The sequence below is a fragment of the Flavobacterium rhamnosiphilum genome, assembly GCF_004349195.1.
GTDB classification, from domain to species: domain Bacteria; phylum Bacteroidota; class Bacteroidia; order Flavobacteriales; family Flavobacteriaceae; genus Flavobacterium; species Flavobacterium rhamnosiphilum.
Window position 1 is genome coordinate 210841 of the sequence record NZ_SMLG01000002.1, and the last position, 13477, is coordinate 224317.

Annotated in this window: 12 protein-coding genes and 1 pseudogene; 1 reads left to right on the top strand and 12 read right to left on the bottom strand. The window is 32.4% G+C overall.

Annotation, left to right across the window (positions count from 1 at the left end):
• Positions 1 to 59: 59 nt before the first annotated feature.
• Positions 60 to 1316 (bottom strand): TlpA disulfide reductase family protein, encoded by a 1257-nt coding sequence (locus E0I26_RS04500; protein ID WP_131915305.1) that lies wholly within the window; start codon positions 1314 to 1316, stop codon positions 60 to 62.
• A 107-nt stretch (positions 1317 to 1423) separates the two neighbouring features.
• On the opposite strand from E0I26_RS04500, the pseudogene E0I26_RS04505 reads away from it, so the two are divergent.
• Positions 1424 to 1624: pseudogene (locus tag E0I26_RS04505) on the top strand (23S rRNA pseudouridine synthase F); the annotation flags it as partial.
• Between the two features lie 125 nt (positions 1625 to 1749).
• On the opposite strand, the gene E0I26_RS04510 reads toward E0I26_RS04505, so the two are convergent.
• The 11 genes from E0I26_RS04510 to E0I26_RS04555 form a co-directional block, all read right to left on the bottom strand.
• Positions 1750 to 2628: an Abi family protein gene (locus tag E0I26_RS04510; protein WP_131915306.1), complete on the bottom strand. Its 879-nt coding sequence runs from the start codon at positions 2626 to 2628 to the stop codon at positions 1750 to 1752.
• 102 nt (positions 2629 to 2730) lie between these two features.
• The gene (locus E0I26_RS16455; protein WP_165929404.1) at positions 2731 to 2871 is read right to left on the bottom strand and encodes a hypothetical protein; all 141 of its coding nucleotides are present in this window, start codon (positions 2869 to 2871) and stop codon (positions 2731 to 2733) included.
• Positions 2872 to 3061: 190 nt separating this feature from the next.
• Positions 3062 to 4450, bottom strand: a complete 1389-nt coding sequence (locus E0I26_RS04515) for a DUF4153 domain-containing protein (RefSeq protein WP_131915307.1) — start codon at positions 4448 to 4450, stop codon at positions 3062 to 3064.
• 54 nt (positions 4451 to 4504) lie between these two features.
• On the bottom strand, positions 4505 to 4798 hold the full coding sequence (locus tag E0I26_RS04520) for a winged helix-turn-helix domain-containing protein (RefSeq protein ID WP_131915308.1): 294 nt from the start codon (positions 4796 to 4798) through the stop codon (positions 4505 to 4507).
• 2 nt (positions 4799 to 4800) lie between these two features.
• On the bottom strand, positions 4801 to 5415 hold the full coding sequence (locus E0I26_RS04525; RefSeq protein WP_131915309.1) for a hypothetical protein: 615 nt from the start codon (positions 5413 to 5415) through the stop codon (positions 4801 to 4803).
• 257 nt (positions 5416 to 5672) lie between these two features.
• A complete protein-coding gene (locus tag E0I26_RS04530) occupies positions 5673 to 7427 on the bottom strand; it encodes a M14 family metallopeptidase (protein ID WP_131915310.1) in 1755 nt (584 codons plus the stop codon).
• Positions 7428 to 7488: 61 nt separating this feature from the next.
• A complete protein-coding gene (locus E0I26_RS04535; RefSeq protein WP_131915311.1) occupies positions 7489 to 9132 on the bottom strand; it encodes a M14 family metallopeptidase in 1644 nt (547 codons plus the stop codon).
• 200 nt (positions 9133 to 9332) lie between these two features.
• Positions 9333 to 10259, bottom strand: coding sequence for a magnesium transporter CorA family protein (locus tag E0I26_RS04540; RefSeq protein ID WP_131915312.1), 927 nt, complete (start codon positions 10257 to 10259; stop codon positions 9333 to 9335).
• Positions 10260 to 10485: 226 nt separating this feature from the next.
• Positions 10486 to 11367 carry a bifunctional 5,10-methylenetetrahydrofolate dehydrogenase/5,10-methenyltetrahydrofolate cyclohydrolase gene (locus E0I26_RS04545; protein WP_091205932.1) on the bottom strand — a complete coding sequence of 294 codons (882 nt, stop codon included), beginning with the start codon at positions 11365 to 11367 and terminating at the stop codon, positions 10486 to 10488.
• A gap of 136 nt (positions 11368 to 11503) precedes the next feature.
• A complete protein-coding gene (ffh, locus tag E0I26_RS04550) occupies positions 11504 to 12865 on the bottom strand; it encodes a signal recognition particle protein (RefSeq protein WP_131915313.1) in 1362 nt (453 codons plus the stop codon).
• A 129-nt stretch (positions 12866 to 12994) separates the two neighbouring features.
• Positions 12995 to 13465 carry a hypothetical protein gene (locus tag E0I26_RS04555; protein WP_131915314.1) on the bottom strand — a complete coding sequence of 157 codons (471 nt, stop codon included), beginning with the start codon at positions 13463 to 13465 and terminating at the stop codon, positions 12995 to 12997.
• Positions 13466 to 13477 lie beyond the last annotated feature (12 nt).

Sequence of the window (13477 nt, forward strand, 5' to 3'; positions counted from 1 at the left end):
TTTTTCATCGGGTACTAATACTATTTTTTGACTATTCCTTTTATGCGCTTACCGTTCTATCATAATAATTCTCCAAGAAACTTTTCCAACTGTTCTGCATTTGGATTGATAGCTAAGATTACACCTTTGGAATCAACAAGATAGGTAGAACCCCCTGAATTTGAAATATTATATTTGTTCCAAATCCCATTTTCATTGTCCAACTCAATAAGGCTTAGCCAAGGGTATTTATCTTTTTCAATAGCAATTTTGAACGCATTGGTGTTTTTATATTCTCCAGCGACGCCAACAATGACAAATCCTTTGTCTTTATATTTTTCATATACAGGAATATAACTTTTACTGGTTACCCTGCATGACCCACACCAAGAAGCCCACATGTCAATTACTGCCACTTTACCAGCTACAATTTCCGAAACCTTAACTACTTTTCCTTCTATAGTAGGTGCCGAAAAATCTATAAATTGACTTCCTACTTTTATTGTTTTTATGCCATTGAGCATTTCTCTTATTTGTTTGGTATAAGGATGTAAAGGATACTTTTTTGAATAGATCGAAAATAGATTTGATATAAAATCTAAATCAATATTTTTTTTGACTTGTTTATACTGCTGTACCGTATTTTGCAAAAGTGAATACGAAAAAATATCTTGATTTGTTTTGATGTATTTGTTTTGCCAATCAAATACTATTTTTTGAATAGAATCCATCTTATTCTTTAAGAGCCATGTTTTAGGAGTATACCCTTTATCCGTTTCCAATAATTCATCTCGCATCTTATATAGTCTATTAAGCTCCTCTCCGTTTTCAAGACCTTTACCTTTTTCATAAAGAGCATTAACCGCTTCGCTAAAATAACCGTTTGAGTTCCATAACGTATCAAGTTCCCTCTTAAAAGGCTTCGCTTTAGAATTAAAAATATTTTTTTGCTCTTTTTCAAACGCAATCATTTTGTTGGTTAACATCCCTCCCTTTATTATGTTTTTATCAAATTCTTGAGATGGATGTAATAAAAATTCAACAATACCATTTTCCGTAAAGAAACTTATAGGTCTATACGCATCCAATTCATTTTCAAAAATCAAGCTATATTTTTCAGCAAAAGATGTTTTCAATTCATACTCAAAATGTCCCCCTATAATTGGAATTTTTACCCCATTATGACTAGGATTTTCTCTTTCATTGACTAATATCAAGAATTTAGAATTTTCTCCAATTACATTTCCTCGTAATTTACAATGAATTTCCTGTGAAAATAAGCTGTTAGAGATCAAGCCTATCATCAATAGGAGTTTTGCATAAAAAATGTGTTTCATATCTGTTTATTTTAAAATTTACTTGACTTTTTAACGCACAATATAACACGTTTTTTCTTATGCTAAATTGTTTTCTTTCTAGATTTAGTATAATTTAAATCGAAAACCGAATTATCAATATTTCGCTGGATATTCCCGTAGGGCGTTACCGCGATTTGACAGATGCCGAAATCAAAGAATTAAACGAGCTCATCGAGCCTTCGAGTAAAACCGAAGAAGCCAGTTTACCCAAAACGGAAGCGCCAAAAAGAAGAACCGAATTCATCAAAAGAAACGATCCCAGGTTTAAGAAAAGAGGGGATTATTAGATATAAAAAAACCCAGAGCAAGTCTGGGTTATAGTTACTATTTTTAAGTGCAGGCACTAAAGCGTAATGAATAGCTGGGCACTGAGGGACAAAATTACACAATTTGTGTAATAATACAAAATGATTCAGTCTATTTTTTTTACGTAACCAATTTTTTTAGCGATAATTTTTATCAGCACTTCATTGTTTTCATAGCTGTTAAACAAAGCTTCAATCTCCTTTTCAATAATACTTTTTCTATCAGTTGAAATTTTTTCAAGAAAATATAAAATCACTTTAATTGCAGAATCTAACGAGTGTTTGTTATTGTTATTAAATTTAAAAAATGGTGTTGTACTTATCTCTTTAGGTGTGTTAGAATCGTACAATAAACCACTATGTGCACAAATATTACGAATAAAGATTATAGTTTGAAAAAAATTCAGAAACGTCTTTACTGAATTAAAACCATAATATTTAGCTACTTTACTTTTTAATTTTTCATCTTTTATCGAATAAAAAATACTGTAAACACTGCCAAAAGTTAAAAATTCTAATGTTTTCCAAGCTGGGGCGTAAATATCATTTGGATAGTTAACATGGTGTTTCTTTATTGGTTTATTTTTATCTTTAAACTTCTCATTATAATATTTTGGAAATTCGTCAACAAATTTGCTGTTCATTACTTTTTTGTTGGCAAACCAAGTTGGGAATTGCGGATATTCATTAGAAACAATATAAATCAATTGAGTTCTTAAATTAATTTCGATTCTATTTAATGCTTTATTTAAGATGTTTTTTAAATCAACATCTAAATAATACAATTGAACTACGTTTGAAAATTTTGTCCCTTTTTCAAAATTATGATTATCGTCAATCTCAAAAGGATTCCAATAAAAACCCAAACGATAGTAACCAACATCAAGCAAAATTTCTTCTGCTTTTTCCATTCCCCAATCCAACTCCATTCCTCTATCGGTAAGTTTCTGAATTTGGTCTTTAACATTGGTTGCTATTCCAGCCATAATTATTAGTTTCTATTTGGCAAAGTTTGTAATTAATTATTGATAATCCACAAAGGACTTATTCACAAACAATAAGAGTTCTTAACATTAAAGATTGTCCATTTACTTCAAAAAGCACCAAAGTAGTAAAACTAATAATCCAACTCCAGCGATAACATCATAAATTGAAAATTCAATTTCAAATTCATAATCAATTTCTTTTTCCCACAGATTTTTAAAAAAACCTATTATTGCTTTTATCATAATGCTTGCATTTTAACTTTTCTCAACTATTTCTATTTCTTACTCACTCAAACTGAATTTTGAAATAACGACATGTAAAAGATGTTGATTAAAAAGATTCACAATATAAGAAAATTCAAACCGATTGAGAAGCTTTAAATGTTGAAATAAAAAATCCCATTCATCAATAGAACAGGATTTTTGACTTCTATTAATTCTTAGTCTTTACAAATTCATAGTACAAAGCTTTTGACAGAAAAGGCTCATTTTGTCTTTCATCAATTAAGTCTTCTTCATAAGATTCACTATTACCTCCATCAAGATTATTAAGTTTGAAATAATCCCGAAGTGCTTCATCATTAAAATTTAATCCAGATAAAAATATAGGCTCTACCCCCTTATTTACAGAAATATTGTACTGCGTGATTATATTTCCCCAATTCACAAAACTGCATAAAAGAATCGTTCCGTAAAAATACCAAACCATTTGATTGAAAAGAAAAGCGTTGGTTTTTTGATTTATAATTTTCAAAAAGGCAAAAACCAATCCAATAATCGCTAAAATTAAGAAAGCATATACGCCCAATCTTTTATAGGTTAAACCAAAATAGGAAACATATTCTGAGTTTTTAATAACGGTACTAATGATTAAAACTCCATTTAGAAGAATCCAAATTTTAGCTAACCGTTTCAAGCTATTTGCTTTTTCATCAAAATTAAATCCTCCTTTAAAATAAAACAAGATTACACCTACCGCCATAACAATAGAAAAAATTACAGCATTTACTCGTTCGTGAGTGGCTGAACTTAATTTAGACGTTTCGATTATTTCAAAAAACTGCTCGTAATTATAGGTAACTATAAAAACCAAAAGCATAGCATTCAAAAGTACTAAGGTAATTTCACCGCTCTTTCTTTCGAAATCCAAATCAAGGAATGAAAATGTCTTTTGATTTTGGTTTTTAATTGCATTGCTAAAATCATTATCTAACATTGAGTTATAATCGTAACAAATATCAGGAACCCAATAATTCCAAAAACTAAACGAAATATAGAAGCCTAACAAAGCAATCAGAAAGACTTCAAAAATATCCAAATCCAACGTATAATCCGTAAATAGAGCTGAAAAATGGTCGCTACCAAAAGCGTATACCATAAAAAACAAGGTTATAAATATAGCTGGAATAACAACGTAAGCTATCAGTTTTTTAGCAAAATCATTTTTGATTTCTCGTTTTGGAAGCCATTGACTAAACATAAAAATGCGGCCCAATGAAGCAAATCCGTTGATAAATACAATTGGAAAAATCTGTAGCATTTTAAGTTTTACTTCATGAGTTTTATATTGTAAAAAAAGAATAGACATTGATAAAGCCAAAAAAGATACAAAATCGCCATACCAAGCAAAAGCAAAACACGACAAAACAGAAGTGGTTACTAATACTAAATGCAAACGACTGGCAAATCGTTCCTGAAAGAAATAGCAAATCATTCCGGTCAATACTAAACCGAAAATTGCCAGATTTATTCCTACATCTTGCTTATAAAAAAGCAAAGTAAAAATCAGGCTACAGGCTAAAATTAATTGGTGTTTTTTCATAATAAAAAATTTAAAAGTACTTTGTATTTCAAAGTATAAAGTTAAAAAAAGGTGTTATTTAGATTTGATTAATTTTTCAAGGCTATTCAAGTGGGAAACAAAAGCACCTCTACCCATATTGGTAACTCGATACGAAGTTTTCGGCTTTTTACCAACAAACTCTTTTTTAACTTCTATATATCCAGATTTTTCCAATGCTGAAGAATGACTCGCTAAATTACCATCAGTAATATTCAATAAAGATTTCATTTCGGTAAAATCAATCCAGTCGTTTACCATCAAAACAGACATAATGCCTAATCTGACCCGACTTTCGAAATCTTTATTTAATGTATCAATGATTCCCATTTCTATTTGTATTTTTTGAACACAATTATTCCGTACAGGATGTGCAAAATTCCAAATCCTATTGCCCAAAAAACAAGTCCGAAACCAAGATAAAAAAGGGAAATACACCCTAAAATAATTTCACATATACCCAAATACCTAATATCCGAAAAAGTATATTTCCCGGCATTAATAAGTGCTAAGCCATAAAACAATAAAGTAACAGGAGCAATCAGAGCAAATAACTGATGGTATAAAAGTGCAACACAAAACACGCCTCCAACCAATAAAGGAATCGCTAGATTCAGTAACATTTTTTTAGTAGTATTAGTCCAAACCGGCAAATCAAACTTTTTACTTTTTCTCAAAGTAAAAAATATACCCGATCCCAATGCTAAGATCAAAATTGCCGAAGCAATGAATGCTAATTCGATTATTAAATCATAACTATACATCTTTTGCTTACCATCAAAATATTCAATGCCATTATTTTTAAACAACTGATAGGCATACATAGCCCCAGCTAATGCAAATGCTCCTGCAAATACTCCTGAAAGGCCGCTTAACGAAATAAATCTTGAAGAGCGCTCCATCATGGAACGAATATGCGATAAATCTTCTTTAATTTTCTGACTCATAAATAAAGTACTTTGAACTACAAAGTTATTTATTATTTTTAGATTTCAAAATAGAAACTGATTTAATTTTAATAAATTTATAAAATGAATATTTATCAAATGACATTATCAAGATTTAAAGAGAAAGGAGATTATTAATGACGTTATTTTTTATAATTCCCAGTCAATATCGACTCTTCAAAAGAAAGAAAGAAAAGAGAAAGGAGATTATTAAAATTAACTTTCAATAATCTCCTTTTACATCATTACTAATTGATCTATTTTATTTTATCAGAGACTGTTCCTCCTTTGGCACTGGAAACTTTAACTGTAGCTCCAGAAGGGTTTCCTTTAACAATCCATCTTACTTTTACATTACCCATACCTTCAATATTAGGTACTGCGATTGTTTCAGGAGTGAATTTTTGTTCTGTAAATAAATTTAAATCTTCATTTTGAACTGTCATACCTGCTACCACAGCACTACCTGTTAAACTGATATAATTAGGACGCTCTATTTTATTTTTCACATCATGTAGAGAATGGGTTGGAATAATCCTGGTATTCATAACTGTAGCAGTCACCGCGACTAAATCCCCTGAAAGTTTTTCAGTTTCAATACCTATAATTTCTAATTTTGGAGTCTGATAAGCATGATACAATGAAAACGCCATGTTTCTATGAGCATCTTCCTGAATCATAAACCCGGGATGATTCCGAATATAATTCTTTTTGGGCCCTCCTATTTCGATATCGCCAAACTGCGGATGATTAAACGTCTTCCATTCTAAATAGCCATCACCAAACAACAGATATTTATCAAACTCATTAAATTCATCATTATCCCATCGTCCAGCAGTGCTCTTTTGGTTAAATAATTTATAAGAAGTCATCAACTCATTACTAAAAGTAAATATCCCACGAGTCAAGGACAAAAAATCGATTTCTCCCCCATAAACGGTATATAAGTCTTTGTGAATTACAAAATAATTATAACCAGGAATCATTTTTTCTCCTAACTTTCCAATATTATCGTACACTTCAATATCTTGAGATGAAAATAAAGCATCATCTTCTGCAGCACCTGGGCCTCTTAGAAACATTCCGCCAAAATTATGATAACTTTGAGCTCCGGCTATATTGGGATGATTTACAATAAAGGCTTTTATGGCACGGGTTTCAGGAAGTGTACCTGGATAAAACAATGCGCCATTTTGAACATAATTAGGTTGCCAATTCCATCCCCAATCTCGGTTTGGATCATAAGTTCCAATCAAATCCTCATTTACTAAACCGTCTTTATCGTTATCTACACCTTCATAACCCAACATTTCATATTCTCCTATTTCATCTCCTTTCACCTGATACATTCGGGTAGGATATTTAGTATCTACTTTCCAACGTCCTGTTTTTGATTTTCTGCGCATCATTACAATATGCCCGTCATTATCCAAATCATCCAGCTTATCTTCATTCACAAGACCATCACCATCATTATCAAAAGGGCGCATTCCTGAACGAGAGGTATTTGAGTTATTCGATTTATAAATAAAATTTTCCCGTCCATCAGGACTGATAGTCATTACAATATAAAACACCTTTTCTTTTAATAAAGTGTTGATGAATTTAATAGTTTGAAAACTCTCTGCTAAATACCATGCCGTGTACATGGCAACCTCAACACCTTGCATTTCATTCGCATGAATACCTCCATCTATGTAAAAACCTGGTTTATTTTCAACTTCACCTGAATTAAAATCGGATATGGTTAAAACCCAAATATCTCTTCCTTCATACGATTTACCAACGGATTCCATTTTAACCAAATTAGGATATGCTTTCACCAAATCCCTTCCTAGCTGAGTAACCTGCGCATAATCATGGTAACTGTCCCAAGCCATTTTTACTTTGGGATTAGCAGGCGAACCAATAGCTCGGATGCCATTTAAATCTTGTGGAGCAATATCACTTTTTTGAGCATTGGTAACCCAAAAAACAAAACTGAGCAAGCTGAGTAGTATGTATTTTTTCATTTCATTAATTTTTTATCTGTAAGAATTTAACATCCTTTTTTATTTTTTTGAAGTTAAAGTATTATTTCAAATCAACAATTACTTCTTTGAACCCTGCAGTGGCACAACCAGTAGTAATAGTCACTTTTCCTGTACCTGAAATCAGCCATGAATATTCTTCTGATTCATCAGCTTGCATACTGTTACGAATAAAATATTTCCTGCCAGAAACCATTGATTGATTTTTTTGGAGTACAATCTCTGTTTTCATTTTAGAAACAAATCGGATTTTGTCCCCTATTTCAGTATAGGTAGGCAGCAATCCTTTGTTGGCTACTTTTATAGTGATACGATATAAGTTCTCCCTTACCTTTTCTACTTCGGGAACATTTGTTTCAATTTTTGGCATGGCTGCCAAAAGTTCTTCAACAAAAAGCACATGCTTAGTAGCTGTTTCTTCCAAGAAATTTACGGGTGGATTATTTAAAGTATAAGGAGCAAAACCTCCTACTTCTACTTTTTGATTTGGAAAATCAGGATGCTTGATGACTGACCAGTTGATAAAAGCACTTTTTATATTTTGGCTATCAGCCCATTTTAAAAAAGAGACTTCTGAATTCACTGCCTCTTTATCTTTATCTTTTGGCTTCTCTAATTTAGAATCAAGCGAATCTTTTTTAGCTTCAACTTTAGGAACCCACCATCCCGGTGTAGAAAAACTGAATCTGCCTGCATGGAAATAAGCAGTTTGCGCAAAATTCCCTTTGGTCATTGGCATTTTGGGTCCGTCTTTGATTGCTGCTTTTTGCGTATATAATTTAGAAACCCGCTCGACCGCTTTGATATCTTTTTCTAACCATCCCTTAATAATTCGGGAACTGGCTAACTTACTGTCATACTTAGGAGTTTCAGATAAATTATTGTGCATCCCAAAAGTTAGTACACCATATATATTCTGATTCAAATATAAAAAATCAAGAAGTGCTCTGGTTTCTGGTTCAGAAGCCACATAGACTCCTGCACCTTTTTCAAAAACAGGATAATCAAAAGTAAAATTCTTATCTATATTGACTCCTTCTGAAAAATCTTCATTAAACATGCCATCTTTATCGTTATCAATTCCCTCTGAAATCAAAACATACTTGCCAACCTGATTTTTCATTGGATCCGCTTTTATTAAAACACGGGAATCCTCTGGGCTTTCAATGAAACTTCCTGTTATATCTTCAATCCGTAGTTGCGTAATTAAACCATCTTTATTCAAATCTTCAAAAGGGTCTTCTCCAATTTTACCATCTCTGTCATCATCCGTTTTTGTGTCGTTACCACTCTTTTCCATTTTTATAGTAGCAAAAGCGGCGTCTATGGCATCTGGATTTACAGATGGAACAAAATAAATTGTTTTTTCCTCTAAAATCTTTGATAATTTATCGCTGTTTAATAAGTTCTCAATCATTTTTAAGGTAATCTGCGTACCTGCGCGATATTTTCCGTCAAGCCCGGCTGTGATAAGCAAGGCTGGTTTTGGAGTAGTTGATTCAGAAATTGTCAACAACCATATTTCTTTGCCTCCACTGCTTTTACCAATTGATTTGACAGTGCAATATTTACTTTTAACGTCAAGCTCTTTTAGGTTTTTAGTAAGATTTTGATAGTTCAGGTAGTCATTTTGCGCATGAGTGATACCAAAACAAAGTACGAATAAAAACAGTATTTTTTTTCTCATTTAGATAGTAATTTCTTTGAGAAATAAATGTAGTTTATAAATTTGGCCTATCCTAAATTATGTAAAAAATATTTTACACAGTCATCAAGTTACTAGGACTTTAGCCATAAAAAAGATGAATATTCTATGTGTATTGATAAAATACACACTCCTCTTTAACATTAAATGGAGGATTAAAATTCAACTTAAAACCGTTTTTATCAAAACCATCTTTTTCTTTTGAACAGAAACACACCAAAAGCAGATAACAAAACAGATACGGAAATGACAATCCATATTCCATAGCGATTATCTTCTAAATCATTAGGCACGTTCATTCCATACAAACTGGCAATCAATGTTGGAATCATCAGAATTATCGAAATCGAAGTCATCTGTTTCATAATCGTATTCATATTATTAGAAATCACAGAGGCATAGGCATCCATAGTTCCCGTTAAGATGTCGCTGTAAATATTAGTAGTTTCTTGTGCCTGACGCAATTCAATTTCAACATCTTCCAGCAAATCCAGGTCAAAGTGTTCTTTTTGGGATTTTATATTCTTGATTCGATGCAACAAAATATCATTCCCTTTCAAGGATGTCATAAAGAATACCAAACATTTTTCTATTTGAAGCAACGCTTGTAATTCTTCATTCTTAATTGACTTTTCTAAATTGTCCTCAGCTAATTTTATTTTTTGATTGACTTGTTTTAAATATTTCAAAAACCAAACACTGGAGGAAAGCAATAGTTTCAGCACTAAATCGAAGTTGTCTTTAATGTTGATATTTTTGCGTTTGGTGTAGGTTACAAAATCAGTAAGCATTTCCGTTTTATGAAAACTGATGGTGATGCAAACATCTCCTTTAAAAACAACCCCGACAGGAATTGTATGAAAAGGTAATTTCACATCGTTACTTTTAACCGGAATTCGCATAATTATCAAAGTCCAACCATTTTCAATTTCTATCCTTGGCCTTTCGTCAATATCTTCAATGTCATTATAAAATGCTTCGGGAATCTGTAAGTCTTCGAGTAAATATTTTTTTTCTGCTTCGGTAGGACATTCAATATTTATCCAGCAGTTTGGAATCCATTCAGTAATGGCAATTAATCCGTTATTGTTTTTGTAAAAAGCTCTCATTTCAAAATTCTATAGGTTTATTTATAGCCTCTTGAAAACAGTTCAAGTGCTACATTAGTTCAACATTTCCGAATAATAATCGTCCATTTTAAAGGTCTTTTTTTAAGTGGTGCAAAAGTATTCTTTAAATTCCGTTTTAGCATCAATTATCAGAATTTTATACATTTTTAAGATAAAAAAAGCCTTAAACTTACATTTAAGGCTTTCAATCAAAACTATTTTTTCTTTATTTATTTCTTTTCATTTCTCTAGCCAAAAGCGTGTTTTTCAACAACATTGCAATGGTCATAGGTCCTACTCCACCCGGAACAGGAGTAATAAACGATGATTTTTTACTTACTTGCTCAAAATCAACATCACCCGTAATCACATATCCTTTTTCGTTTGTTTCATCAGGAACACGAGTAATACCAACATCAATAACTACCACTCCTTCTTTCACCATATTTGCTTTCAGGTAATTAGGAACGCCCAAAGCCGTAATAATGATATCCGCCTGAATGGTAATTTCTTCAATATTTTTAGTGTAACTATGCGTTAGAGTTACCGTTGAATTTCCAGGAAAACCTTTTCTTCCCATCAAAATACTCATGGGTCTTCCCACAATATGACTACGACCTATTACTACAGTATGTTTTCCTTTGGTTTCTACTCCGTATCTTTCTAACAATTCTAAAATTCCGAAAGGTGTTGCCGGAATAAAAGTGGTCATGTCTAAAGCCATTTTTCCAAAATTCTCAGGATGAAATCCATCAACATCTTTACTTGGGTCTACCGCCATTAACACTTTTTGCTCATCGATTTGTTCCGGAAGTGGCAATTGAACGATAAATCCATCAATAGCATCATTCTCATTCAATTCCTTAATCTTTTTCAACAATTCAACTTCAGTAGTTGTACTTGGCATTTTTACTAAAGTCGACTCAAAACCTACTCTTTCGCAGGCTTTTACTTTACTTCCTACATAAGTTAAACTAGCTCCATCGTTACCAACAATCAAGGCTGCTAAATGAGGTACTTTCTCCCCATTGTCTTTCATTTTTTGTACTTCTGCAGCGATTTCACTCTTAATATCTTCCGCTGTTTTTTTTCCGTCTAGTAATTGCATTTTTAAAAATTGTTTAAATTTTAATTCTGAAGCTTTGAAAACTTGAGACTTAAAGGTTTAGTAGTTGTGTAATTTGTATAAAAGAGTAAGGTTTAAAAACGCAACGAATTGAATTTTTAAACCTTACACAAATAAATTATCTCATTCCGACCATACCACCTGGCATTCCGCCTTTCATGCCGCCCATCATCTTCATGAGGTTTTTTCCTCCTGGTCCTTGCATCATTTTCATCATCTTGCTCATTTGTTCAAACTGCTTCATCAATTGATTAACCTGCTCGATTTTGGTTCCGGAACCTTTTGCAATTCTGGCTTTTCTTTTTACATCAATCAAAGCCGGCTTGCTTCTTTCAATTGGAGTCATTGAATGAATAATCGCTTCAATATGTTTGAATGCATCGTCTTCTATTTCCACATCTTTCATGGCTTTTGAAGCACCTGGTATCATTCCTACCAAATCTTTCATATTACCCATTTTCTTTACTTGCTGAATTTGAGAAAGGAAATCATCAAAACCGAATTCGTTTTTGGCAATTTTCTTTTGGATTTTTCTTGCTTCTTCTTCGTCAAATTGCTCTTGAGCTCTTTCTACCAAAGACACAACGTCTCCCATTCCCAAAATTCTTTCGGCCATACGAATAGGATAGAACACATCAATGGCGTCCATCTTTTCTCCTGTACCTACGAATTTAATTGGTTTATTAACAACCGATTTAATCGAAATTGCAGCTCCACCACGTGTATCACCATCTAATTTGGTTAAGATAACCCCATCAAAATTTAATCTTTCATTGAAGGCTTTTGCAGTATTTACAGCATCCTGACCTGTCATTGCATCAACAACAAACAACGTTTCATTAGGTTGAATTGCTTTATGAACGCGTTCTATTTCGTTCATCATTTCCTCATCGACAGCTAAACGACCGGCTGTATCGACAATCACTACATTGAATCCGTTTGCTTTCGCATGTTTGATTGCATTTTGAGCAATTTCAACAGGATTTTTATTTTCTGGCTCTGAATAAACCTCAACTCCTATCGAATCTCCAACTACGTATAATTGTTGAATCGCCGCAGGACGGTAAATATCACAAGCTACTAATAATGGCTTTTTATTTTTCTTTGTTAAAAGATAATTGGCTAGTTTTCCTGAGAAAGTAGTTTTCCCTGAACCTTGCAAACCTGACATTAAAATAATCGATGGATTTCCCGAAAGATTGATTCCGGCAACATCACCACCCATTAATTCTGTCAATTCATCTTTCACTAACTTCACCAATAATTGTCCTGGTTGAAGTGTCGTCAATACATCCTGACCAATTGCTTTTTCTTTTACTTTAGTGGTAAAATCTTTCGCAATTTTAAAGTTAACATCCGCGTCAAGTAAGGCTCTACGAACTTCTTTTAGAGTTTCGGCTACATTTACTTCGGTGATTTTTCCGTGACCTTTAAGTATATGAAAGGCTTTATCTAGTTTATCGCTTAAATTATCGAACATAGTATTGATTTATTTTGAGATGCAAATTTAAGCATTTGATTTTGAAGTTGTATTCATAATATTATAAAAAAAACAGCCTTTTTTAAGACTGTTTTCTAAAGTTTTACTAAATCGTTAAACGATATAAATTTATTTCTTTTCGAAAGTCAAATAATTGATTCCATCAACATTGCCAGATTTACTTTTCAACCGAACCTTAGTTTCCGTAATTTCAGTAACATCCCAATGCGCTGTCAACTCCATTAATGTATCCGGACTTGAAAATGAAATGGCAAAATCCAAATCATTATCCGGATTATCATCGATACCATTCGATTTTACAACGGACCAATTTCCAGAAAACGCATTGGCAGCATTGTTAGAAGTCAAAATTTCATTCATTCCAAAAGTGAAATTATATCCTGAATATTCACTTGTCAGGTTACTATTTTTATCAAGAAAATAGCTCACTTTCCAAGTGCCTTGACTTATTATACTATTTACTTGTGTCAGGTTATTTTTTGCAATAGACACCACTTCGGGATCATCAGCACAACATGTTCCAGCTACATTCAGCAAAAACAGACCAAACAAAAGCGGGTAAAAAAACATCTTTCTCATGATTAACTATTT